Annotated in this window: 20 protein-coding genes; 13 read left to right on the forward strand and 7 right to left on the reverse strand. The window is 70.0% G+C overall.

Annotated elements, in window-relative coordinates; all coding sequences use genetic code 11:
- The first annotated feature begins 32 nt into the window (after window positions 1-32).
- Window positions 33-791 (forward strand): SDR family NAD(P)-dependent oxidoreductase, encoded by a 759-nt coding sequence (locus ACIOHC_RS11970; protein WP_351080042.1) that lies wholly within the window; start codon window positions 33-35, stop codon window positions 789-791.
- A gap of 313 nt (window positions 792-1,104) precedes the next feature.
- Here ACIOHC_RS11970 and ACIOHC_RS11975 read toward each other — a convergent pair whose 3' ends face one another.
- On the reverse strand, window positions 1,105-2,298 hold the full coding sequence (locus tag ACIOHC_RS11975) for an RtcB family protein (RefSeq protein ID WP_401842611.1): 1,194 nt from the start codon (window positions 2,296-2,298) through the stop codon (window positions 1,105-1,107).
- Window positions 2,299-2,468: 170 nt separating this feature from the next.
- Here ACIOHC_RS11975 and ACIOHC_RS11980 point away from each other — a divergent pair, with 170 nt between their 5' ends.
- From ACIOHC_RS11980 to ACIOHC_RS11990, 3 genes are all read left to right on the forward strand, one after another.
- Complete coding sequence (locus ACIOHC_RS11980; protein WP_365691207.1) at window positions 2,469-3,311, forward strand: DUF3558 domain-containing protein; 843 nt, start codon at window positions 2,469-2,471, stop codon at window positions 3,309-3,311.
- 258 nt (window positions 3,312-3,569) lie between these two features.
- Complete coding sequence (locus ACIOHC_RS11985) at window positions 3,570-4,406, forward strand: DUF3558 family protein (protein WP_351080037.1); 837 nt, start codon at window positions 3,570-3,572, stop codon at window positions 4,404-4,406.
- A 342-nt stretch (window positions 4,407-4,748) separates the two neighbouring features.
- A complete protein-coding gene (locus ACIOHC_RS11990) occupies window positions 4,749-6,188 on the forward strand; it encodes a DUF2637 domain-containing protein (protein WP_401842613.1) in 1,440 nt (479 codons plus the stop codon).
- Between the two features lie 97 nt (window positions 6,189-6,285).
- On the opposite strand, the gene lysS is transcribed toward ACIOHC_RS11990, so the two are convergent.
- Entirely contained in the window at window positions 6,286-8,049 is a 1,764-nt protein-coding gene (lysS, locus tag ACIOHC_RS11995) for a lysine--tRNA ligase (protein WP_401842615.1), read from the reverse strand.
- A gap of 188 nt (window positions 8,050-8,237) precedes the next feature.
- Here lysS and argS point away from each other — a divergent pair, with 188 nt between their 5' ends.
- Window positions 8,238-10,010, forward strand: a complete 1,773-nt coding sequence (gene argS / locus ACIOHC_RS12000; protein WP_351083523.1) for an arginine--tRNA ligase — start codon at window positions 8,238-8,240, stop codon at window positions 10,008-10,010.
- A gap of 43 nt (window positions 10,011-10,053) precedes the next feature.
- Here the strand turns inward: argS and ACIOHC_RS12005 are convergent, their stop codons facing one another.
- Entirely contained in the window at window positions 10,054-10,206 is a 153-nt protein-coding gene (locus ACIOHC_RS12005) for a hypothetical protein (protein ID WP_401842617.1), read from the reverse strand.
- A 573-nt stretch (window positions 10,207-10,779) separates the two neighbouring features.
- On the opposite strand from ACIOHC_RS12005, the gene ACIOHC_RS12010 reads away from it, so the two are divergent.
- Window positions 10,780-11,517 carry a hypothetical protein gene (locus ACIOHC_RS12010; RefSeq protein ID WP_351083520.1) on the forward strand — a complete coding sequence of 246 codons (738 nt, stop codon included), beginning with the start codon at window positions 10,780-10,782 and terminating at the stop codon, window positions 11,515-11,517.
- Between the two features lie 144 nt (window positions 11,518-11,661).
- Here the strand turns inward: ACIOHC_RS12010 and ACIOHC_RS12015 are convergent, their stop codons facing one another.
- Together ACIOHC_RS12015 and ACIOHC_RS12020 are read right to left on the reverse strand one after the other, a co-directional pair.
- On the reverse strand, window positions 11,662-12,480 hold the full coding sequence (locus ACIOHC_RS12015; RefSeq protein ID WP_365691202.1) for a class II aldolase/adducin family protein: 819 nt from the start codon (window positions 12,478-12,480) through the stop codon (window positions 11,662-11,664).
- Window positions 12,477-13,457 carry a C-terminal binding protein gene (locus ACIOHC_RS12020; RefSeq protein ID WP_351083518.1) on the reverse strand — a complete coding sequence of 327 codons (981 nt, stop codon included), beginning with the start codon at window positions 13,455-13,457 and terminating at the stop codon, window positions 12,477-12,479. Before ACIOHC_RS12020 ends, ACIOHC_RS12015 begins: the two co-directional genes overlap by 4 nt.
- Window positions 13,458-13,701: 244 nt before the next feature.
- Between ACIOHC_RS12020 and ACIOHC_RS12025 the strand changes: the two genes are divergently transcribed.
- The 3 genes from ACIOHC_RS12025 to ACIOHC_RS12035 all read left to right on the forward strand — a co-directional run bounded on the left by ACIOHC_RS12025 (window position 13,702) and on the right by ACIOHC_RS12035 (window position 18,076).
- Window positions 13,702-14,670 carry an Lrp/AsnC family transcriptional regulator gene (locus ACIOHC_RS12025; protein ID WP_365691200.1) on the forward strand — a complete coding sequence of 323 codons (969 nt, stop codon included), beginning with the start codon at window positions 13,702-13,704 and terminating at the stop codon, window positions 14,668-14,670.
- Window positions 14,671-14,886: 216 nt separating this feature from the next.
- Entirely contained in the window at window positions 14,887-16,542 is a 1,656-nt protein-coding gene (locus ACIOHC_RS12030; protein WP_351083514.1) for an amidohydrolase, read from the forward strand.
- 127 nt (window positions 16,543-16,669) lie between these two features.
- Entirely contained in the window at window positions 16,670-18,076 is a 1,407-nt protein-coding gene (locus tag ACIOHC_RS12035) for an MFS transporter (RefSeq protein WP_351083511.1), read from the forward strand.
- Window positions 18,077-18,309: 233 nt separating this feature from the next.
- Here the strand turns inward: ACIOHC_RS12035 and sigJ are convergent, their stop codons facing one another.
- Window positions 18,310-19,296 carry an RNA polymerase sigma factor SigJ gene (gene sigJ / locus ACIOHC_RS12040; RefSeq protein WP_351083508.1) on the reverse strand — a complete coding sequence of 329 codons (987 nt, stop codon included), beginning with the start codon at window positions 19,294-19,296 and terminating at the stop codon, window positions 18,310-18,312.
- 171 nt (window positions 19,297-19,467) lie between these two features.
- Between sigJ and ACIOHC_RS12045 the strand changes: the two genes are divergently transcribed.
- Window positions 19,468-19,875, forward strand: coding sequence for a hypothetical protein (locus ACIOHC_RS12045; protein ID WP_401842620.1), 408 nt, complete (start codon window positions 19,468-19,470; stop codon window positions 19,873-19,875).
- A 768-nt stretch (window positions 19,876-20,643) separates the two neighbouring features.
- Here ACIOHC_RS12045 and ACIOHC_RS12050 read toward each other — a convergent pair.
- On the reverse strand, window positions 20,644-21,066 hold the full coding sequence (locus ACIOHC_RS12050; protein WP_401842622.1) for an ATP-binding protein: 423 nt from the start codon (window positions 21,064-21,066) through the stop codon (window positions 20,644-20,646).
- 151 nt (window positions 21,067-21,217) lie between these two features.
- Here ACIOHC_RS12050 and ACIOHC_RS12055 point away from each other — a divergent pair, with 151 nt between their 5' ends.
- Genes ACIOHC_RS12055 through ACIOHC_RS12065 form a run of 3 tightly spaced genes read left to right on the forward strand, consistent with a single transcriptional unit; the run spans window position 21,218 to window position 22,880 of the window.
- A complete protein-coding gene (locus ACIOHC_RS12055) occupies window positions 21,218-22,003 on the forward strand; it encodes a helix-turn-helix domain-containing protein (RefSeq protein ID WP_401842646.1) in 786 nt (261 codons plus the stop codon).
- The gene (locus ACIOHC_RS12060) at window positions 22,000-22,191 is read left to right on the forward strand and encodes a DUF397 domain-containing protein (protein WP_351083504.1); all 192 of its coding nucleotides are present in this window, start codon (window positions 22,000-22,002) and stop codon (window positions 22,189-22,191) included. The genes ACIOHC_RS12055 and ACIOHC_RS12060 overlap by 4 nt, the downstream gene beginning before the upstream one ends.
- Window positions 22,192-22,214: 23 nt before the next feature.
- Window positions 22,215-22,880 carry a maltokinase N-terminal cap-like domain-containing protein gene (locus ACIOHC_RS12065; RefSeq protein WP_351083502.1) on the forward strand — a complete coding sequence of 222 codons (666 nt, stop codon included), beginning with the start codon at window positions 22,215-22,217 and terminating at the stop codon, window positions 22,878-22,880.
- The last annotated feature ends 36 nt before the right edge of the window (window positions 22,881-22,916 follow it).

The following is a 22,916-nucleotide window of genomic DNA, read 5'->3' on the forward strand; positions in this document are numbered from 1 at the left end:
CCCGTACCGATCAGCTGCCCGAGGAGTCCGTCATGGCTGCCACACCGATCGCCGTCATCACCGGAGCGAGCAGCGGCATCGGCGCCGCGACCGCCCGACAGCTGGCCGCCGCCGGCTACCGCGTGGTCCTGACCGCCCGCCGCAAGGACCGCATCGAGGCGCTCGCCGCCGAGATCAACGAAGCGGGCCACCAGGCAACGGCCTACGCCCTGGATGTCACCGACCGCGACGCAGTGACCGAGTTCGCCACGGCGTTCCGCACCCTCGCCGTCCTCGTCAACAACGCGGGCGGCGCACTCGGCGCCGACCCCGTCGCCACCGGCGACCCCGCCGACTGGCGCCAGATGTACGAGACGAACGTCATCGGCACGCTCAACGTCACCCAGGCCCTGCTCCCCGCCCTCACGGAAAGCGGTGACGGCACGGTTGTGATCCTCTCCTCCACCGCGGGCCTCTCCACCTACGAGGGCGGCGGCGGCTACGTGGCCGCCAAGCACGGCGAGCACGTCCTGGCCGAGACGCTCCGGCTGGAGATCGTCGGCACCCCGGTCCGCGTCATCGAGGTGGCCCCCGGCATGGTCAAGACGGAGGAGTTCGCCACCACCCGCTTCCGCGGCGACACCGAGAAGGCGGCCAAGGTGTACGCGGGCGTCGAGGCCCCGCTCACCGCCGACGACGTGGCCGACACCATCACCTGGGCCGTCACCCGCCCCAGCCACGTGAACATCGACCTCCTGGTGGTCCGGCCCCGCGCCCAGGCCTCCAACTCCAAGGTCCACCGCACCACCTGACCTCACCGCCCGGCCTGACCGCCCGGCCTGACCGTCGGGCCGAACCGCACCGCCCGACTCCACCACCGGACCGCATCACCCGACCCCACCGAAGTCCCGAATTCGCCGCAGACACCGCGGACGCCACCGGCACGACCGGACACGGGCACCGCCGGCACAGCCGCACACACCGCAGGCACACCGGACATCGCAGACGCCACACCGGCACGACCGGACGCCGAAGAGCCTCGGACACACCACCCGCGTCCGAGGCTCTCCCGTTCAGAGGCCCTGCCGCCCGGGAGGCCCTCCGTCCAACCGTGAGCGAGGGGGCTCAGCCCTTCACGCACACAACCTGCTTGAGCTTGGCGACGACCTCCACCAGGTCCCGCTGCTGCTCGATGACCTGCTCGATCGGCTTGTACGCGGCCGGAATCTCGTCCACCACGCCCGAGTCCTTGCGGCACTCCACGCCCCGCGTCTGATCCTCCAGATCACGCGTCGAGAAGCGCCGCTTCGCGGCGTTCCTGCTCATCTTCCGGCCGGCGCCGTGCGAGGCCGAGTTGAAGGACTTCTCGTTCCCGAGGCCCTTCACGATGTACGAGCCGGTGCCCATCGAGCCCGGGATGATCCCGAAGTCACCGGAACCCGCACGGATCGCACCCTTCCGCGTGACCAGCAGGTCCATGCCCTCGTAACGCTCCTCCGCCACATAGTTGTGGTGGCAGGAGATGACCGGTTCGAAGGTGACCTTGGCCTTCTTGAACTCCTTGCGGACGACGTTCTGGAAGAGCGCCATCATGACGGCGCGGTTGTGCTTCGCGTACTCCTGCGCCCAGAACAGGTCGTTCCGGTACGCCGCCATCTGCGGGGTGTCGGCGATGAACACGGCCAGGTCCCGGTCGATCAGATCCTGGTTGTGCGGCAGCTTCTGCGCCTGCCCGATGTGGAAGTCGGCCAGTTCCTTGCCGATGTTCCGCGATCCGGAGTGCAGCATCAGCCAGACGGCCCCGAACTCATCGAGACAGAACTCGATGAAGTGGTTGCCCGATCCGAGCGTTCCCATTTGCTTCGTGGCGCGTTCCCGACGGAACTTGACCGCATCGGCCACCCCGTCGAACCGCCCCCAGAAGTCGTCCCAGCCCGGCGCCCGGAAGCCGTACACATGGTCCGGGTCCACGGCGTCGTCGTGCATGCCGCGGCCCACCGGAATGGCCTGCTCGATCTTCGACCGCAGCCGGGACAGGCCGCCCGGCAGGTCATTGGCCGTCAGGGAGGTCTTCACCGCGGACATTCCGCAACCGATGTCCACACCCACCGCCGCCGGACACACCGCGCCGTGCATCGCGATCACCGAACCGACCGTCGCGCCCTTGCCGAAGTGGACGTCCGGCATCACGGCGAGCCCCTTGATCCAGGGCAGGGTGGCCACGTTGCGCAACTGCTGCATCGCGACGTCCTCGACCGAGGCCGGGTCGGCCCACATGCGGATCGGGACCTTCTCGCCCGGCACCTCTACATACGACATAGTCCCTCTATTCCCCCGAAAATTCTGAAAGCGCAAAACCGGTGCCAAGGTCGGCAAATGAGTCGGTCGACCGGCATTCACAGCGGCGCGTGCGATACACATTGTGTCCACCGGTCGCCATCGAGCGGCAACCGTTTTTCGCACGAAGGGAGCCCAGGACCGTGCGACGAATGGCGTACGTACTCGGCACCGCGCTACTGGCAGCGCTCGCCGTCGGCTGCAGTTCCAGCACCGGAACCGGTGGCTCCGCCGCCGACAGCAAGCCTGGCGAGGCGACCGTCGCCGCGGCGGCCCCCGGCAAGTACCGCACCCTTCCCGACCCCTGCCGGGCCATTACGTCGTCCACGCTGAAGGACGTGCTCCCGGGCGCGGCCGAACTCCCCGAGGACCAGCAGAAGAAGGTGTACGAGGGCTCGGCCACCGTCACCTACGACACCGACCGCCGGGTCGGCTGCCGCTGGAAGTCCGAGGCCCCCGACTCCTCGCACACCCTCTTCGTCGACTTCGAGCGTGTCGTGTCCTACGACCCCGCGGTGAGCGACGACGACCGCGCCCGCGAGGTGTACACGAAGAAGGAGACCGCCGCCGGCCTGGTCTCCCCCTCCGCCCCACCGGGCAGCACGGAGAAGGCGGAGCCCACCTCCTCGGGCTCCGCGTCGGGCTCCGCCTCGCACGCCCTGTCCGGCCCGGCCTCCGAGGACAAGGGCGCGGGCAAGAGCGACAGCGGAAACAACGACGGCAGCAGCGGCACGACCGACGGCGCCGACGAGAGCGTTCTGCCCCGCACGCTCGACGACCTCGGAGACAGTGCGTTTCTGGACGATCTGCTCACTCGGGCAGGTTCCACCGCACAGCACCGCACGGTGAGCGTGGTGTTCCGCACATCGAACGTCATCGTGACCGTCGCGTACACCGAGCAGCCGACCACCTCCACCGTGGTTCCCGACAGCAAGGAACTGCAGGACACGGCCAGGGCACTGGCCCAGAAGCTGGTCGACAAGTTCAGCGAATAGCCGCGCGCGGGGCGCCCCCGGCAGGGCGGCGCCCCCGCCCGCCGAGTGGCGCACCCGGCCGCCGTCCGTCGTACCGTGGCCCTCCGGAAGGCCCTCCGAAGCCTCCCGGACACCCCCGGCCACCCACCGGAGGTGCCGACCGCCCGCGCCAGACCGCCCGCCCCGACCACCAGGCACCTCGCAGCCCCACCCGCCCCGACCACCTGGCAGCCCGCCCCCAGGGCAGCCCGCCCGCCGCGCCACCCGAGTGAAGGAACCATGCACCGTTCAGCCCCGCGACTCGCCCGCATACTCGCCTGCGCCGCCGTTCCGGTGATGCTCGTCGTCGCCGGCTGTTCGTCGGACTCCGGCGACAAGAAGGACTCGGGTACGCCCTCGTCGTCCACGGCTTCGCCGGACGCCAAGAAGTCGGAACCGAGCGTCGAGCCGGCGAAATTCACCGCCCTGCCCGACCCGTGCAAGTCGATCAGCAAGAAGACGGTCAGCTCCCTGGTCCCCGGGGTGAAGACCCCGGGCGGCACGCCCGCCGGCTCCAGTGACACCGCGTACCGCACCGGCTGCTCCTGGAACGGCCTCGACGACAACGGCGTGAAGGGTTCGCAGTACCGCTGGCTGGACGTCGGCTTCACCCGCTTCGACTCGGACCAGTCCCTGGGCAGCGGCGCCAAGCGCGCGCAGCAGGACTACGCGAAGCAGATCACCAAGGTCAAGGCCGCCGAGGGTGCGAAGAAGCTCGCCGAGGCACCGGTCACCGGCATCGGCGAGCAGGCCACCAAGATCACGTACGACCTGACCAAGACGAGTGAGGACTTCAAGTACGCGACGGTCGTGGCCCGCACGGGGAACGTCGTCATCACCCTCACCTACAACGGAGCGGGCTACGCGGGCGCGAAGACTCCGTCCGCCGACGACATCCTGAAGGGCGCCGAGAAGGCGGCCAAGGAGGCGGTGGCCTCGGTCGCCGCCGCCGGTGCGAAGCAGGACGCACCTAGCGGGTCGGCCAAGCCCGACGAGTCGGCGAAGAAGGATGAATCCCCCAAGTCGGGTGCATCTCTCAAGGCAGACGAGAAGGCCACGGACAAGAAGACGAGCTAGGTTCTTTCGTTCGGACGAGGCCGGATCAGACCTGATCGGGCCGGATCGGCGAGCGGGCCCGGCGCGCCCCGACGTCCCTGCTCGGAAACGGATTCACGGAGCCCGGTACTCCCCCGAGTACCGGGCTCGGCCCCTCCCCGCGCAACATGCCGCGCCCTCATGTGCCAGGCTGTGCCCGCCAGAAGTCGAAGCAGGACGTCGCGACGGGACGTTGAAGCGGGACGCCGGACCACGGCGTCGAAGCAGAGCGTGGACGCGGAACGTCGAAGCAGGACATCGGCGCGGAACGTCGACGCGCGACGTCGGATACGGGAAACGGGGAGGGGAACGCGGGTGGCCGCGATGCAGCTGACACGCACCCACCGGATACTCATCGGTCTCGTGGTCGCCGGTGCGGTGCTCATCGCCGCGATCGGCTTCGCGGGCTCGTACGCGGCGGTGCGCGAACTCGCCCTGCAGAAGGGCTTCGGGAACTTCTCGCTGGTCTTCCCGATCGGCATCGACGCGGGCATCTGTGTGCTGCTCGCCCTGGATCTGCTGCTGACCTGGCTGCGCATCCCGTTCCCGCTGCTGCGCCAGACGGCCTGGCTGCTGACCGCCGCGACGATCGCCTTCAACGGCGCCGCGGCCTGGCCCGACCCGCTCGGCGTCGGCATGCACGCGGTCATCCCGGTGCTGTTCGTGGTCTCCGTCGAGGCCGCCCGGCACGCCGTGGGCCGGATCGCCGACATCACCGCCGACAAGCACATGGAGGGCGTGCGGCTCACCCGCTGGCTGCTCTCCCCCGTGCCGACGTTCAAGCTGTGGCGGCGGATGAAGCTCTGGGAGCTCCGTTCGTACGAGCAGGTCATCAAGCTCGAACAGGACCGGCTGATCTATCAGGCCCGCCTCCAGGCCCGCTTCGGCCGCAGCTGGCGCCGCAAGGCACCCGTCGAGTCCCTGATGCCGCTGCGCCTGGCGAAGTACGGTGTCCCGCTGGCCGACACCGGTCCGGCCGGCCTCGCCGCCGCAGGCATCGAACCGGCCCTCCTGCCGCCTGCCCCGGCCCTGGCCGCCGCCGAAGCCGACGAGTTCCAGCCGGAGTTGCCGTACGCCGGGCCTCACCCCGAGCAGCAGCACACGCAGCACCAGTACGGGCCGCACCAGCAGTACGAGCCGCACCAGCAGCAGCACACGCACCCCTCCGACCCGGCCGCTGCCGAGCAGTGGCCCCAGGAGGGCCCCGGCTCGCACGAGAGCCCGTGGTTCGCGGCGCCCCAGGTGCCCGACGACGCGTACGAGAGTGCGTACGACCCGACGTACGTCGAGGGCCTGGAGCCCACCCCCGTCATGGTCCCGCTGGGTCCCGGCGGCCGCACCCGCCCCCTGGGCAGCGTGGGCACGATCGGCGCCGTCCCGGGCCCCCGCGCCGCGGAACCCGATCCGGCGCCCCGCACCGACGAGCGGCAGCCGCAGGAGCCCCGGAAGGACCCGGCGCAGAACCCTTCCCAGGACCCGGCGCAGAACCCTTCCCAGAACCCTTCCCAGGACCCGGCGCAGAACCCGGCCCAGGACCCGGCCGAGTGGGCGCAGGAGGACGCGGAGTTCGCCGCGATCGCGTACGAGGTGTTCGCCGCGTTCGTGAACCAGCACAACGACTACCCCAGCGTCGACGCCCTGGACATACACGTCACGGACGGCCACAACGTCAGGCACCCGCGCAGCGCGGCGCTGATCCGCCGCTTCATGCCGGAGTTCAAGAACCGCTACCACGCCGAGCTCGAAGCGGACCACATCGCCTGAGCCCCGCCCCGCATCCGGCCAGGGCAGCGACAACAGCAAGAACGACGGAGGGCCGTCACCCGAATCACCGGGTGACGGCCCTCCGTACAAAAGGCCCCTACGCGCCCAGCAGCCTGCGCACCCGCTCCGCCCCCACGGCCAGCAGCAGCGTGGGCAGCCGCGGCCCCGTGTCCCGGCTGACCAGCAGCCGGTACAGGAGCGCGAAGAACGACCGCTGCGCGACCTTCAGCTCGGGCGTCGGCTTAGCGTCCGGCTCCAGGCCCGCCAGGATCTTCGGCACGCCGTAGACGAGCGTGGTGAGCCCGTCCAGCGACCAGTGCGAGTCCAGTCCTTCCAGAAGCAGCCGCAGCGACTGGCGTCCCTGCTCGTCCAGCGAGCCGAGCAGTTCCTTGTCCGGCTCGTCGCGGACGATGGTGCGGGCCTCGGCCGGAACCTGGCTGGTGATCCAGTTCTCGGCGCGGTCGAGGCGGGGCCGCGCCTCGTCCAGCGAGGTCAGCGGGTTCTCCGGGTCCAGCTCGCTGAGAATGCGCAGCGTCTGCTCGTCGTGCCCGGCCGTGATGTCGACGACCGAGGCGAGCGTGCGGTACGGGAGCGGGCGCGGCGTACGCGCCAGCTCACCGACGGCCGTGCCGATGGCCCGCGCGTACGCGGCGGCGTCGGCCGGCAGCACCGAGCCGTCGGCGACCTTGCGCGCCAGCGAGTCCCACTCGTCGTAGAGCCGCTGGATCTCCTGGTCGAAGGCGATCTTGAAGGACTGGTTGGGCCTGCGGCGCGCGTACAGCCAGCGCAGCAGCGGCGCCTCCATGATCTTCAGCGCGTCGGCCGGGGTCGGCACGCCGCCCTTGCTGGAGGACATCTTCGCCATGCCGGAGATGCCGACGAAGGCGTACATCGGGCCGATCGGCTGCACGCCGTCGAAGATCTCGCGGACGATCTGGCCGCCGACGACGAACGAGGAGCCCGGGGAGGAGTGGTCCACCCCGCTCGGCTCGAAGATCACGCCCTCGTACGCCCAGCGCATCGGCCAGTCGACCTTCCAGACCAGCTTGCCGCGGTTGAACTCGCTCAGCCGGACGGTCTCGGCGAAGCCGCAGGCCGTGCAGGTGTAGTTCAGCTCGGTGCTGTCGTCGTCGTACGACGTGACGGTCGTGAGGTCCTTCTCGCAGTTGCCGCAGTAGGGCTTGTACGGGAAGTAGCCGGCCGAGCCGCCGCTGCCGTCGTCCTCGGCGGCCGCGCCGGAACCCGCCTCGGCCTCCAGTTCCGCCTCGTCGACCTTCTTCTGCTGCTGCGGCTTCTTGCCGCCCTTGCCGCCCGCCGCCGGGTCCTTCTTCGTCCGGTACCGGTCGAGGACGGCGTCGATGTCGGCGCGGTGCTTCATCGCGTGCAGGATCTGCTCGCGGTACGCGCCCATCGTGTACTGCTCGGTCTGGCTGATGCCGTCGTACTCGACGCCGAGCTCGTCCAGCGCGGCGGTCATGGCGGCCTTGAAGTGCTCGGCCCAGTTCGGGTACGCGGACCCGGCCGGGGCGGGCACCGAGGTCAGCGGCTTGCCGATGTGCTCGGCCCAGGACTCGTCGACACCCGGGACGCCGTTCGGAACCTTGCGGTAGCGGTCGTAGTCGTCCCAGGAGATCAGGTGCCGGACGGCGTGCCCGCGGCGGCGGATCTCGTCGGCGACCAGGTGCGGGGTCATGACCTCGCGGAGGTTGCCCAGGTGGATCGGGCCGGACGGGGAGAGGCCGGACGCGACGACGACCGGTTTGCCAGGCGCACGACGCTCCGATTCGGCGATGACATCGTCCGCGAAGCGGGAGACCCAGTCGGTCTCGGTGCTGCTCTGACTCTGAGCCACGGTCTGCACGTCCTTCTCTCTTGTCTGCCTGGTGGGACTCGTAGGAACGACCCTTGGGGGACTGGTAGGGGCACCGCCCATTCTCCCAGGTCCCCCCGGCAGCGCGAAAACGGCTTTACCCGCCGTGGAATACTGGGTGTGATCCTTCGCAGCTCTGTGCTGCGACCCTGAACCCCTACGGAAACGGCAGCCAGCCCATGGCCTCGGTCAATTCCCTCGCTTCCACGCTCCAGCAGCAGCTGGCGGACGCCCTGACGGCAGCACTGCCGGACGCGGGCACCGCGGACCCGCTGCTGCGACGAAGCGACCGGGCCGACTTCCAGGCCAACGGCATCCTGGCGCTGGCCAAGAAGCTCAAGGGCAACCCGCGCGAGCTGGCGTCCCAGGTCACGGCCGCGATCCCGGCGGGTGGCCTGATCAAGGAGATCGAGGTCTCCGGCCCCGGCTTCCTGAACGTCACGCTCAGCGACCGGGCGATCATCGAGACCCTCGCCGCGCGTGACGCGGACGACGAGGGCCGGCTCGGTGTGCCGTACAACAGCGCCGCGGGCACGACGGTCATCGACTACGCGCAGCCGAACGTGGCCAAGGAGATGCACGTCGGTCACCTCCGTTCCGCGGTGATCGGTGACGCGATGGTGCACATCCTGGAGTTCACCGGCGAGACCGTGGTCCGCCGGCACCACATCGGCGACTGGGGCACCCAGTTCGGCATGCTCATCCAGTACCTGATCGAGCACCCGGGCGAGCTGACCCACGAGGGCGACGACGGCGCGGCGGACGGCGAAGCCGCCATGTCCTCGCTGAACCGGCTCTACAAGGCCTCGCGGGCGCTCTTCGACTCCGACGAGGAGTTCAAGGCCCGTTCCCGGGACCGGGTCGTCGCGCTCCAGGCCGGTGACGAGGAGACGCTGGCCCTGTGGCAGCGCTTCGTCGACGAGTCGAAGATCTACTTCTACTCGGTCTTCAACAAGCTCGACATGGAGATCCGCGACCCCGACATCATCGGCGAGTCCGGCTACAACGACATGCTGGAGGAGACCTGCCGCATCCTGGAGGAGTCGGGCGTCGCCGTCCGCTCCGAGGGCGCGCTCTGCGTCTTCTTCGACGATGTCAAGGGCCCGGACGGCAACCCGGTGCCGCTGATCGTCAAAAAGTCCAACGGCGGCTACGGCTACGCGGCGACGGACCTCTCCGCGATCCGCGACCGGGTCCAGAACCTCAAGGCGAACACCCTGGTGTACGTGGTGGACGCGCGGCAGGCCCTGCACTTCAAGATGGTCTTCGGGACGGCCCGCCGGGCCGGCTGGCTGAACGAGGACGTCAAGGCCGTGCAGCTCGCCTTCGGCACGGTGCTCGGCAAGGACGGCAAGCCGTTCAAGACCCGTGAGGGCGAGACGGTCCGGCTGGCAGATCTGCTGGACGAGGCGATCGACCGGGCGTCCGCGGTCGTGCGCGAGAAGGCACAGGACCTCACCGACGAGGAGATCACCGAGCGGGCCACGCAGGTCGGCATCGGTGCGGTGAAGTACGCGGACCTGTCGACGTCGGCCGCCCGCGACTACAAGTTCGACCTGGACCAGATGGTGTCGCTGACCGGCGACACGAGCGTGTACATCCAGTACGCGCACGCCCGGTCCCGCTCCATCAAGCGCAAGGCGGGCGAGCGGAAGTCCCAGCCGCACCCGGAGCTGGAGCTGGCCCCGGCCGAGCGCGCGCTGGGCCTGCACCTGGACCAGTTCGGCGAGGTCGTGGCCGAGGTCGCCGCCGCGTACGAGCCGCACAAGCTGGCCTCGTACCTCTACCAGCTGTCGTCGCTCTTCACGACGTTCTACGACCAGTGCCCGGTGCTGAAGTCCGACGTCCCGGCCGATGTGGCCGAGAACCGCCTCTTCTTCTCGGACCTCACGGCCCGCACCCTGCACCAGGGCATGGAGCTGCTCGGCATCAGGACCCCCGAGCGCCTCTGAGCCTCGGCCAACCCCCCAACGCATCCGGCCCAGTCGGTGACCCTCACTCGGTCACCCGCTGGGCCGTGTCGTGCTGGTGGGCGTACTGCGCCCGCGCCTTGATGCTGCTCGTACGGAACGGTTTCCCATCGTCGTCGATGCGCGGAGTCCTCGCACGGCCACCGCTGCTCCGGTCGGGTTCCGGGTACCGGCCCACGTCATGCCCCTGGTCCGCCGGCTCCTTCGGCGGAGCCGCGAATTCCTGAGGCTCCGGCGTCGCCACCGCGACGTCCGCCTTCCTGGTCCGTCCCGGGACACCGTTCCAGGGACCTGGAATCTGCGCAGGTCACGGCACGCGTACGCGTTCCGGCTTCCCCGATGGTCCGATCGGCGTTGCGGACGGAACGCCGCGCCCCGCAGTCTGTGGACACACCGTGAGACCACCGGGACGACGCAGTGCGAACCCTTCTCCGCATCGAACTGATCGATGTCGTGGCCATCGGCGTGGTGATCGTGTCCACAGCGATCGTCATGGTCCTGATCTGCCACCCCTGAACGAACGACCTCCGCACCACACACGGGGAGCACCACCATGCGCTGCAACCGCATCCGCACCATTGCCCTCACCGCGACCGCCCTCCTGGCCGCCCTCTCGCCTACTGGCAGAGCGGTATGACCGACGCCCTCACCTGCTGAGCCACTGAGCGCGCATCACGCACGGGCCCCCAACTCGCTGCCCTCTGCGGGCAGTAGACCGTAGAATTCGACGATCGAGACCTGAGGGGGCGGCGTGCGGGCGACAAGTGGTGACAGACCGACGGCATCGGGCACACGCGCTGCGGCGGCAGCCACCGCGGCCGTCGCCGCGGCCGTCTCGCTGGTGCTGATCACCGGGTGCGGCAAGGTGGCGGATCATCGCGCGTCGGACACCGGATCCAGCAGCCCGACCGCCTCGCCGACCCCGAGCGTGAACCCGTCCTACGGCACCCAGTACCTCGCCGAGAACGAGTGCGCCGCCCCCGTGCCCGGCCAGCCGGAGGCCTACCGTGAGGTCTCCTGCAAGGATCCCGAGGCCGTCGCCAAGGTCATCGACCGGGCGGACATCGGCATCTCCGAGCCCTTTTCGGCCACAGCCTGTTCGCCGCACACCGACTTCGCGATCAATGTGCCGGTCAGCCTCGCCCTTCTGGAGGACAGGCCGGTGACGGGCGAGGGCTACGCCTGCATGCGCAACCTGAAGCCTCCGCATCCCGGCGACACCGGCGGGGGCGGCGGCCCCAGGATCGAGGTCGGCGACTGCGTGCGCGGTGGATCGAAGACCGGCGACGTGGTCGGGGAGGTCGCCTGCCGGACCAAGGGCAAGAAGGGCGGTGCGGTCTACAGGATCACGAAGATCCTTGAGGACATCCCCCTGGGCGGCTTCAGCGATCCGTGCGACTACAAGGCCGATGCCGTCTTCACCGAGAATCCGCTCCTCGACTCCGACAAGGTCAGGAACGACCGCGTCCTCTGCGCCAAGAAGCTCTGACCCGGCCCCTCCGCCCGAAGAGCCTCGACGGCCTCGAAGACCCGCGAGGAGACCCGGGAGGAGATCCGCGAGGAGACCCGGGAGAAGATCCGGGAAGAGGTCCCTGAAGGCCCGCTCCATGAAGCCCCTCGAAGATCCTCCGACTCAGTCGCGGTGGTCCGGAGCCACCCGGTCCAGCAGCCGCAGCATGGCCGCCCACGCCAGCTCGTAGGCGGCGTCGTCCTGAAGGTCCGTGTCCGCGTCCGCGTCGCCCGCGAGCTGTCGGGCGGTGTATTCGCAGGTCTCGGCCGAGGGAAGGATCAGCGGTCCGCCGCCCGCCTGGGCGGTGACCTGGATCTCGCAGGCCTTCTCCAGGTAGTACATGCGCAGGAAGGCCTGGGCAGCGCTCTCGCCCACAGTGAGCAGACCGTGGTTGCGCAGGATCAGCGCCGGGTGATTGCCGATGTCGTCGACCAGGCGCTTCTGCTCGACGAGGTTGAGGGCCACGCCCTCGTAGTCGTGGTAGCCGACGCGGTTGTAGAACTCCATCGACATCTGGTTCAGCGGCAGCAGCCCGTCGCGCTGGGCGGCGACCGCGCAGCCGGCCTTGGTGTGGGTGTGCAGGACGCAGTGCGCGTCCTCGCGCGCGGCGTGGATCGCGCTGTGGATGACGAAGCCCGCGGGGTTGACGGGGTGGGGCGTGGGCTCGACCGGCCGGCCCGACAGGTCGATCTTGACCAGGTTGGAGGCGGTGATCTCCTCGAAGAGGAGGCCGTAGGGGTTGATCAGGAAGTGGTGCTCGGGCCCCGGCAACCGGAGCGAGATGTGGGTGAAGATCAGGTCGGTCATCCGGAAGTGAGCCACGAGCCGGTAGACGGCGGCGAGTTCACGACGCAGCCGGGTCTCCTCGGCGAGGCCCGGGTCGAGCTCCGCGCCGGTCACCTCGGCGGGGTCCGGGGCGGGGGCGGCGGGCAGTGCGGTCATGAGGGGGCTCCTTCGGGCGTCGGGTCGACCACAGGGGTCAGCGGGCGCCCGGTGCGGTGCCAGGCGATGACGTTCTCGGCGGGCGCGCACACGTAGGCCCGCTGCGAGGTGTCGGACAGGTAGGCGCTGTGCGGGGAGAGCTGGATGCGCGGGTGGGTGCGCAGCGGGTCGTCCTGCGCCGGAGGCTCGACCGGGAACACGTCCAGGGCCGCGGCCCGGAGCCGTCCGCCGTCCAGCGCGGCCAACAGCGCGTCGGTGTCGACGAGTTCACCGCGGGCGACATTCACCAGATAGCCGCCTGGCCGCATCCGGGCGAGCAGTTCCGCGTCGACCATGCCGCGGGTCTGCTCGGTCAGCGGGGTGTGCAGCGAGAGCACGTCGCAGGCGGCGATCAGCTCGTCCCGGCCGAGCCGCTCGACGCCGGGCGGCCACCCGGCCGCGTCGGCGTGCGGGTCGTACGCGGCGACGCGCCCGAAGACGGGGCTCGCGATCCGGGCCAGCACTCGCGCGATGCGTCCGAACCCCAGGAGGCCGAGCGTCAGCTCACCGGCCCTGCGCGGCAGTTCGGCGAACTCGGTGTTCCAGCCCCCGCCGCGCACGGTGGCATCGGCCTGGGGCAGCGCGCGCACGAGAGAGAGCGCGGAGGCGAGCGCGTGGACCGCGACGTCCTCGGTGGCGGCATGCGGAAGGTTGCTCACCCACACACCGCGACGGCGCGCCTCCGACGTGTCGATCATGTCGTACCCGGCGGACATGGTGGCCAGCATCCGCACACCGGGGAGGCGGTCGAGCAGCGCGGCGTCGACGGGCGCGTAGCCGACGATCAGCGCGACGGCGTCGCGAGCCGCCGCAGCGATCACGTCGGGCTCGCGACTGCCCGCGACCCGGGTGTCGAATCCCGCCTCGGCCAGCAGCCGCCGCCCCGGACCGACGTCGAGTTCCTCGGGGTCCGTGAACACCACCAGGGGCCGGCTCATCCCATCCTCCTCAAGCTTCGCAAGCCCTTCCGGACCTTCAGTCACAGCGAAATGCCGATTCGTTTGCTTTGGTCGCGCTGAACCTACGTTTCGTCCGGCAGAATTGTCCAGAGATGGCGATGCGTACGTCAGTGACGCGCGTCACTTGGCCCGCACCTCGAAGCACCGGAGCCCCGGTGGTCAAGAATGGGCCCCGTCCCGGGTGCACCCGCCCCGGGCCATCGAGCCGAGGGGAAGCTCCCAGGTGGATCTGGACCGGACCGATCTGGCCGTCGTCCGCGAACTGCAGACGGACGGCCGTCTGACGTACGAGACGCTGGCGCAGCGCGTCGGGCTTTCCCGCCCCGCCACCCGCGCCCGCGTGCAGCGGCTGCTCGCGGGCGGTGGTGTGCGCGTGGTGGCCGTCGTCCACCCCGCCGTACGGGACCTGACCGCCTCGGCCCATCTGTCGATCGGCGTGAGCGGAGCGGCCGAGCCGGTGGCCCGCGCCGTCGCCGCCATGCCGCAGGCGCCGTTCGTCACGCTCACCGCGGGCAGCCGCGCGATCATGGCGGAGCTGCGCACCGAAGGACTGGCGGAGCTGGACCGGGCCATCGAGTCGATCCGCTCACTGAACGGTGTCGACCACATCGACCCGCTGATCTCCCTCCAGCACCTCAAGGACCCGTACCTGCTGGCGGGCCGGCCCGACGTGCGGGACCTGGACGCGACGGACCGGCTGATCCTGGACGAGCTGGAGCGCGACGGGCGACTGCCCTTCGCCGAGCTCGCCGAACGCGTCGGACTCTCGCCCGGCGCCGCCCGCGCCCGCACCCTGCGCCTTCTCGACGGCGGTGTCGCGAAGGTGCTCGCGCTGGTACGCCCGGAGCTGCTCGGGCTCGGCTTCCTGTGCGGATTCGCCGTACGCCTGGACGGCGAGCGGGACGCCGTCGCCCAGCACATCGGCGGATGGGACCGGGTCTCGTTCCTGTCCGCCTGCATGGGACGCGCGGAACTCGTCGGAACGATCAGTGCGGAGTCGCTCGCGGCGGTGCGCGAGACGCTGGAGGACATGCGGGCGTGCGAGGGCGTGCGCGCCGTGGAGAGCTGGGTGCACCTGGAGCTGGTCAAGGAGCGGTACGACCTCACCGCCCCCACCCCTGAGCACCACAGCACGGCCCACGCCGAACGATACGTAAGTGAAAGTCGGCGCAATATTCCGAAAAATTTGTGAGCAAAGGGTCTAGGCAAGACATCGTCTGCTGCATATCGTCCATGCGAACGAATCAGCCGTCACGGACTCTCCGTGTACATGGGCTTCCCGTCCGCACGGACCGTATCCACGGCCTCCGTGTGTACGGACTGCCCGTACCTACGGCCTCCGTGTGTACGGGCTCCCGTGCGTACGGCCTCCCTCATGGACGTCCCAGGTCGAAAGCAGGCCCCACTCATGCACCACCCCCTCGACGAAGCCGACCGCACGCTCCTGGTGACCGGCGCGGCCGTCGCCGCCCCCGGTACCACCGAACGAGCCGAGGCACTGGCCGTCCGCGGCGGCCGGGTCGTCCACGTCGGCACCACCGACGACGCCCGCGCCGCACTCGGCGGCCGGGCCGACGACGTCCTCGAACTCGACGGCGGCCTCGTCCACCCCGGCTTCGTCGACGCCCACTGCCACCCCGTGATGTACGGACAGGCCCTGGCCTGGGTGGACTGCCGCCCCGAACGCGTACCGGACATCGAGACGCTCGTCGCCGTCCTGACGGAAGCGGCCCACGAACTGCCCGCCGGGGTTCCGGTCCGCGGTTTCGGCTACGAGCACCGCCGCCTCGCCGAGCGCCGTCACCCCACCTGCCACGACCTCGACCGCGTCGCCACCGACCGCGAGGTCTACGTGATGAACGCCTCCGGCCACGGCGGCGTCGTCAACTCCCACACCCTGCGCACCTGCGGAGTCACCGCAGGCACCCCCGACCCGGAGGGCGGCAGCATCGGCCGGTCCGCCTCCGGCGAGCCCGACGGCCAGCTCTGGGACGCCGCCTGCGACCTGCTCACCGGCCCCGGCGGCGTGAAGATCGGCAACCACGGCCCGAACTTCCACCTCTCCGAGCCCGACGCCATCATGGCCGACCATCTCCAGCGCGCCCAGGAGGTATTCCTCGCCGCCGGAGTCACCACCGTCGGCGATGCCCAGGCGTCCCGCCGCGAGATGGAGACGTATCTGCGCGCCCGCGCCGACGGGTCGCTGCGTCTGCGCGTCTCCGCCTACCTCACCTCCGCGCTCCTGGACACCGCGCTGGAACTGGGCGTGGTGAACGGCTTCGGCGACGACCTCTTCCGCATCCAGGGCGTCAAGTTCTACGCCGACGGCACCCTCGGCGGCTGGACCGCCTACTTCCCCGAGGGCTACGCCGCCGACTGCTGCCACCACGGGCAGCTCTACCACTCCGCCGAGGAGTACGCCGAGCTCGTCGGCCGCGCCCACCGCGCCGGTCTCCAGACCGCGACCCACGCGCAGTCCCCGTACGCCATCGGCATGGTCCTCGACGCCGTCGAGAAGGCGCAGGCCGACCGGGAGCGCCCCGGCATCCGCCACCGCATCGAACACTCCGGCCTGCCCACCGACGAGCAGATCGCCCGCATGGGCCGGCTGGGCGTCGTCCCGGTCATGCAGCCCCAGCACCACCTGCGCACCGGCGACGGCACACTGACCGCCGTCGGCGACCTCGGCCACCGCTACAACCCGGCAGGCACCTGCCTGGCCGCAGGCGTCCCCGTCGTCTTCAGCTCGGACGCGCCCGTCGCCCCGCCCGCCCCGCTGGAGGCCGTCTCCGCCGCCGCGACCCGGCGCACCGTGCTCGGCACCGTCCTCGGCGACGCCTCGCTGCGGATGCCTGTCGCGGACGGGCTGCACGCGCACACCGCCTCGGCCGCCCGCGCCCTGCACCGCGAACACGCCGTCGGCGCCCTGGCCCCCGGCATGCTCGCCGACTTCGTGGTCCTGGCCGGCGACCCGCTCACCACCGATCCGGCCGAACTCGCCTCCATCGGCGTACGCGAGACCTGGATCGGCGGCTCCCGCGCCTGGGCAGCCCCCGGCCGCTGACCCCCGCCCCTCCGCTCCTTCCCCCCTCCTTCCCCCTCCGTTCCCCTCCCCTCCCCTCCCCTCCCCTCCCCTCCGCTCCCTTCTCTCCCCCTCCCCTTCCGCTGCCCCTCCCGCCCCCGGAGGCACCGTGTCCCCGTCCCCGTCCCCATCCCCGTCCCCGCGGTCCACCACCGGACAGAGCCCGTACAGAGCCGCCGTCGCGGCGCTGGCAGGCACTTCCATCGAGTGGTACGACTTCTACGCGTTCGCCACCGCCGCGGCGATCGTCTTCAACGACGTGTTCTTCCCGCCGGACATGTCGCCGTACCTCCGGACCCTGTCCGCCTTCGCGACGTTCGCCGTGGGCTTTCTGCTGCGGCCCCTCGGTGGCATCGTCTTCGGGCACATCGGTGACCGCGTAGGGCGCAAGAAGACCCTGGTCATCACGTTGGTGATGATGGGCGTCGCGTCCTTCGCCATCGGTCTGCTGCCCACCTACGCCCAGGTCGGCGCACTCGCGCCGATCCTGCTGATCGTGCTGCGACTGGTCCAGGGCGTCGCGATCGGCGGGGAGTGGGGCGGTGCGGTGCTGATCGCCGTGGAGAACGCCCCGCGCGGCAAGGCCGCCTTCTTCGGCTCGTTCGCCCAACTCGGCTCATCGGTCGGCGCGTTGCTGTCGACCGGCGCCTTCAGCCTGATGAACCTCTTCGGGCACGACGCGTTCATGAGCTGGGGCTGGCGCGTGCCGTTCCTGGCCTCCGCCGTGCTGGTGATCGTGGGCCTGGTCGTCCGGGTCAAGCTGGAGGAGTCCCCGGTCATGGAGGAGGTGCGCAGGGAACAACAGGCGAAGCAGGCCGACGGCGGGGAGGAAGAGACCAAACTGCCCGTGGTGGAGGTCTTCCAGAAGGCCTGGCGGACCGTCCTCATCGGCGTCTTCGCCCTGGCCACCGCGACCGGCGGCTACTACGTGGTGACCAGCTTCCTGCTCTCGTACGGCACCGGCGACGACCTCCGTCTGTCGGAGTCGATGCTGCTCAACGGCCTCACCCTGGCGGCCTTCCTGGAACTCCTCGTCACCCCCTGGCTGTCGTGGCTCGCCGACCGGGTGGGCTCGCACAAGGTCGTCATCGCCGGTCTCGCGGGCGTCGTCGTCCTGTCCCTGCCCCAGTTCATGGTGCTGGGCACCGGCAGCGTCCTCCTCATCTGGCTGATGATGCTGGCCATGCGTCTGGTGATGTCCGCGCTGTACGGGCCGATCGCGTCGATCCTCGTCGAGGGCTTCGCGCCGCACGTCCGCTACACCGGCATCTCCCTCTCCTACCAGATCTGCAACATGATCTTCGGCGGCCTCGCGCCCCTCGCCGCGGTCTCCCTCGCGGCGGCGGCGGGCGGTCACTACTGGCCCCCGGCCGTCATGCTGATGGCCATCTCGGCGATCGGCATCGTGTGCACGGCCCGCCTCCACCGGTTGGGCAAGGCACAGACACAGGCGCAGGCACCCGACGGGCCGACCGAGCCCCCGATGACGCACAAGCCGGTGCCGACCGCTCTGTGACATCCGCGGATACGGCCCGCCGGTTCGTGTACCCCCTCCCGTCAAGGACCACGGGCGGGGGTACACGCATGCCCGGCCCGGGCCGGGCAAACCGCGCCTGACAGGGACAGTACGGCGACCCGGAAGCGGAGCAGAGGACGTACGGGGGCAACGGTCACGACGCCGTGAAGGCCCTCGGCCTGTCCTCTTGTCGAAGCGCGTGACCCCGGCCAGGTGGACCACCAACCGCTTGATCAGCCGCTCGACTCCGTTCCGGCGGGCGTGGTGTGCCGGGCCGGAGCCTCCGTCCACCGACTGAGTTTCTCCGGGTTCCGGACCGCCCAGATACGAGCGAGGCGGCCACCGGTGAGGCTGAACGCCGCCACGGTCATGGTCACGCCGGCGTGCTGGGCGACCAGGCCCGGCCGACCGTTGACCGTCCGCTCCAGGAGCGTCAGCCCCGGGGCCTTGCCGGCGATGTGGATCAGGTACTGGGCGATGCGCTCGCTGCCCTCGACCGGGCGGAGGACGGCGCCGACCAGTCCGCCACCGTCGGCGATCATCGTGGCATCGGGGTCGAGGAGGTCGACGAGGGCCTCGATGTCCCTGGCCTCCCACGCCTCCTTGAAATGCCGCACCAGACCGGCCTGCCCGACCGTCGGAACGGCCGGAGCCTGCGCGGCGCGAATACGCCGACGGGCCGAGGACGCCAGCTGCCGACAGGCCGCCGGCGTCCGGCCGACGATCTCGGCGACCTCGGCGAAGGGGTACCGGAAGACGTCGTGCAGGATGAACGCCACACGTTCGGCCGGCGTCATCGACTCCAGTACGACGAGGAAGGCCATGTTCACCGACTCGTCCAAGGTGACCCAGTCGGCGGGGTCGGCCGGCTCGGCCCCGCCGCCGCCCGCCCGCGCGCCGGCCCACTCCGCACGGTCGGGCAGCGGCTCCGGTATCCAAGCGCCGACATAGCGCTCGCGCCGGACCCGCGCCGAGCCGAGCAGGTCCAGGCAGACGCGGGTGGCCACCGTGGTCAGCCAGGCACCGGGCGACTCGATGGCCTCCTGCTGCCCCCGCGACATCGCGTACCAGCGGGCGTAGGTCTCCTGCACGGCGTCCTCGGCCTCGGCCAGCGAACCCAGCAGTCGATAGGCGAGATTGATCAGCCGACGCCGCTCGCCGACGATCACGCTCAGATCCGGCTCGGACCGGTCATGCGCCGGCTCGGACGGGGTGCTCATGGTCACGACCGCTCCCTCGTTGTCTTCGTCCGCTTCCGCTCCCGCCCCTGCGACGAAACAGCACACCGGACTGTGACACCGGTCCTTCGCCTCACATTTCGTGGGCCCACGTCGTCGGATCGGCGGGACACTACCGATCCACCGCCGCAAGGCAGAAGAGGGGACCGCACCATGGCCACACAGACGACGGCGGCAGAACAGCGCAGCTTCACGTTCCTGCAGGTCGCGATCGCACTGCAGACCTCGGCCATCTTCTTCCAGGCGGCCACCGCCGGACTGCTGCTCTCCTCGTCCCAGGGCGAGGTACTGCACGGCGTCGGAGCACGCGTGATGTACGGCGCATCGATGTTGTACGTGATCGCCGCGATCCTGGCATGGCGACCGGGCGGCGGATCACCACGCCCCGTCCTGTACGCGTCCGGCTTCCTCGTACTCGCCTCGGTGCAGGTGGTGCTGGGCATCGCGCACAAGCCGTCGCTCCATGTCCCCCTGGGCGTCCTGATGTTCGGCCTGAGCGTGCTCGCGCTCGGCCAGGTGCTGCACGCCCGCATTTCGGAGCGCTCCGGCACCCGGCCGTGACCGCCACGCGAACTGCGGTCGCCACCTCCACGAGCCGCCGCCGCGCCGTGAGTTGCACGGCCGGATGGCACGAGCGTCGGCTGGACAGCGCGGTCGAGAGACGGTAGGCAGGCACGCGAGGCTCCTGGGAGGCGAGGCGATCCCGGTCGAGAACCCGTCCACCAGGAGCTCCGCCACTTCGTACCGCCCGCTGCCGGCAACGACCCGCCGCCGTCGGCCTGGAAAGGGATCAGTCATCGACATGCCTCAGTCACGGCCCCGGCCCCTCACCAAGAAGAAGGGACGCTGGATACCGTACGTCGTATTCGGAGTGACCCTTGCATGGGTCGGAGGGGTCGTGTTCGAGATTTCCCGTGAAACGCCTTCCGGGGCACCTTCACGGAGCGCTCTCAAAACTCAGGCATGGGAATACATGAACGAGGGGAATTCAGACGCCCTGAATGACCTGTTCACCGAGAGCAGCGTCGGCGACTCCTACACGAAGGACTATTTGGCTCATCTTGAGGACGCCGAGCCGAGTCGGCTGGAAGTGTCCATCGGTGTCCACGGAGGAGTTCACGTGCTGACCCTTTCAGGCGCAACGAAAGAGGGAGGGAGGCTCTGCACTTCTTGGCAGGTGAAACAGAAGGGTGGCCGATGGTTTTTGGACGCGGCACCACTCGTCCGATCCAACCCGTGCGACGCCACACCCTGAACCGCCACCCCTCACAGGCAGCCTCGACGCACCACCTCCGGGCCCGAGGGTGACGCGGACGTCCGGGGTGCCCTTCAGTTCACCGAACCCGCGAAACAGCCCCGGCCGAACATGCACCACACGACCTTGCCGGGACTCCGCTCCCCCACGCCCCACCGGTCCGCGACCGCCTCCACCAGCAACAGCCCCCGCCCGGACTCCCCGTCGGACTCCCGCACTCCCGGTTGGCCGCTCCCGCTGTCATGGACCTCGACGCGTAGCGCCGCCCCGCCCTCCTCCAGCAACAACCGCACCAGATAACCCCGCCCCGGCGGCACCCCGTGCGCCAGCGCGTTCGTCGCCAACTCGCTCGTACACAGCAGCACGTCGTCCAGCTGCACACCGAACCCCCAGTCGGTGACGGCTTCCCTTACGAACTCCCGTGCCGCAGGCACCGATCGGTGTTCACGCCGGTAGAACCGCTCACGCAGCGGCGAGAGTTGCATCGTCTCGTTCATGGGACGAGAGTCACACTCCGTGACTACGCAGCCGCAGTATGCACACCCGTACAGATTTCTTGTACGGGTCGTGCGCGCGTGACGTACGCACGTAGGCGGGAGTTCGATCCGTATGCACCCCAGGAAGCGGCAGCGCAAGAACGCGTCGGCAATGAAACTCGTAGGCGAACTGGTCGGCGTGTTCCGCGTCGCGGCCGGCCCGACCCAGGCCCAACTGGCGGAGCGGGTAGGTCATCAGGTCGAGACGATCGCCTCCATCGAGCAGGGCAGGCGCGCGCTGCTGCCGGACCGGGCCCACCGATTGGACGAGTTGCTGGAGACCAAGGGGGCACTGGAGACGGCCGTGGGAAACATGCCGGAGGTGGACCTGATCCCGGCGTGGGTCGAGGAGTACCTGGACCTGGAACGGGAAGACCTGGCCCTGTCCTGGTACGACAACCAGGTGCTCCCCGGACTTCTCCAGACGGAGCCGTATGCCCGAGCCGTCTTCCGCAACCGAATCCCTGTCTTCGCCGAGGATGAGATCGCCATCCAGACCACGGGCCGTCTGAAGCGCCAGGAGATCCTGCACCGCGCCACACCCCCCACCATCAGCTTCGTGGTCTGGGAACCGGTCCTGATGCTTCAACTCCTGGGCGGCGAGGAGCATGCGGAGCAGCTGCGCCACCTGCGGGCATGTGCCGCGCTTCCCGGCATCTGCCTCCAGATCCTTCCGCTGAACAGCCGGACCCACGCGGGACTCAACGGCCCCTTCATCCTGCTGGAATCACCGGACTACCAGCACGTCGCGTACTCCGAAACACAACGTGGCAGCCTGCTCGTCTCGGACCCCGACGAGGTCAGCATCCTCGCCCGGAAATATGCGATGCTGCGAGCCCAGGCCCTCAGCCCCGAAGACACCGTGGGCCTGTCGGACCGTCTGCTGGGAGAGCAATGAGCACTGCACGTGAGTGGTTCAAGTCCAGCTACAGCGGCGACGAAGGCGGCGCCTGCATCGAGATCGCCGCGCACCCCGCCGCCGTCCACGTCCGTGACTCCAAGAACCCCGACGGCCCCGTCCTCACCGTCGCACCCACCACCTGGACGGCCTTCGCCGGTTTCGCCGCCGACCGACGTCTCGTCTGAGCCCACGGGAGAGAGGCCACCACATGGCTGTCATCCACCGCACCACGCTGACGCCCACCAAGCTGGAACTGCTCACCACCTGGCTGCCCGCGCAGCCCTGGTACCGCGGCAAGGCCGGGCAGCAGCCGGAGCTGGCCAGGACCGGCGGGTTCCGGTTGGACGACCCGGAGGGCGAGGTCGGCATCGAGTTCATGGCGGTCACCGACTCCTCGGGTGACCAACCGGTCACGTACCACGTGCCGTTCAGCTACCGTGGCGCCCCGATCGTCGGCGCCGACGAAGCGCTCATCGGCACGACGGAGCACGGGGTGCTGGGGCAGCGGTGGGTGTATGACGGGACGCGTGACGCGGTCCTCGTCGCCCAGCTGTTCGCGCTGATCACCGGCGAGGCCGAGCCGCAGATGCAGAGCACGAGCGACACCCCCGACCCGTCCGTGACCGGTTGGTTCGCGGAGACCGGCATCAAGGCCGCGCTCGCCTCCACGACCGTCACCGACGACCCGGACGGTACGGACCTCCTCGTGGAGACAGCACCCGACGGACGTCGGCTGGCCATCCACATCAACCGCGTTCTCCAACCCGGTCAGGACACCGACGAGCAGGCACTCGGTCACGTCACCGCCAGCACGCCGCTGCCCGACGGCACTGCGGCACGCACCGCGTTCGTCGTCGTTCACGCACACCCCTAAAGGCTGTCCCCCGTAACCCGAACCGCCCTGCCGTCC

The organism is Streptomyces sp. NPDC088252, from assembly GCF_044740965.1.
Taxonomy (GTDB): Bacteria; Actinomycetota; Actinomycetes; order Streptomycetales; family Streptomycetaceae; genus Streptomyces.

Excerpts from the sequence above, each read along its gene's own strand:
- ACIOHC_RS11970 (WP_351080042.1), top strand. The coding sequence starts at position 33 with ATGGCTGCCACACCGATCGCCGTCATCACCGGAGCGAGCAGCGGCATC.
- ACIOHC_RS11975 (WP_401842611.1), bottom strand. The coding sequence starts at position 2,298 with ATGTCGTATGTAGAGGTGCCGGGCGAGAAGGTCCCGATCCGCATGTGG.
- ACIOHC_RS11980 (WP_365691207.1), top strand. The coding sequence starts at position 2,469 with ATGGCGTACGTACTCGGCACCGCGCTACTGGCAGCGCTCGCCGTCGGC.
- ACIOHC_RS11985 (WP_351080037.1), top strand. The coding sequence starts at position 3,570 with ATGCACCGTTCAGCCCCGCGACTCGCCCGCATACTCGCCTGCGCCGCC.
- ACIOHC_RS11990 (WP_401842613.1), top strand. The coding sequence starts at position 4,749 with ATGCAGCTGACACGCACCCACCGGATACTCATCGGTCTCGTGGTCGCC.
- argS (WP_351083523.1), top strand. The coding sequence starts at position 8,238 with ATGGCCTCGGTCAATTCCCTCGCTTCCACGCTCCAGCAGCAGCTGGCG.
- ACIOHC_RS12015 (WP_365691202.1), bottom strand. The coding sequence starts at position 12,480 with ATGACCGCACTGCCCGCCGCCCCCGCCCCGGACCCCGCCGAGGTGACC.
- ACIOHC_RS12020 (WP_351083518.1), bottom strand. The coding sequence starts at position 13,457 with ATGAGCCGGCCCCTGGTGGTGTTCACGGACCCCGAGGAACTCGACGTC.
- ACIOHC_RS12030 (WP_351083514.1), top strand. The coding sequence starts at position 14,887 with ATGCACCACCCCCTCGACGAAGCCGACCGCACGCTCCTGGTGACCGGC.
- sigJ (WP_351083508.1), bottom strand. The coding sequence starts at position 19,296 with ATGAGCACCCCGTCCGAGCCGGCGCATGACCGGTCCGAGCCGGATCTG.
- ACIOHC_RS12045 (WP_401842620.1), top strand. The coding sequence starts at position 19,468 with ATGGCCACACAGACGACGGCGGCAGAACAGCGCAGCTTCACGTTCCTG.
- ACIOHC_RS12050 (WP_401842622.1), bottom strand. The coding sequence starts at position 21,066 with ATGAACGAGACGATGCAACTCTCGCCGCTGCGTGAGCGGTTCTACCGG.
- ACIOHC_RS12055 (WP_401842646.1), top strand. The coding sequence starts at position 21,218 with ATGAAACTCGTAGGCGAACTGGTCGGCGTGTTCCGCGTCGCGGCCGGC.
- ACIOHC_RS12060 (WP_351083504.1), top strand. The coding sequence starts at position 22,000 with ATGAGCACTGCACGTGAGTGGTTCAAGTCCAGCTACAGCGGCGACGAA.
- ACIOHC_RS12065 (WP_351083502.1), top strand. The coding sequence starts at position 22,215 with ATGGCTGTCATCCACCGCACCACGCTGACGCCCACCAAGCTGGAACTG.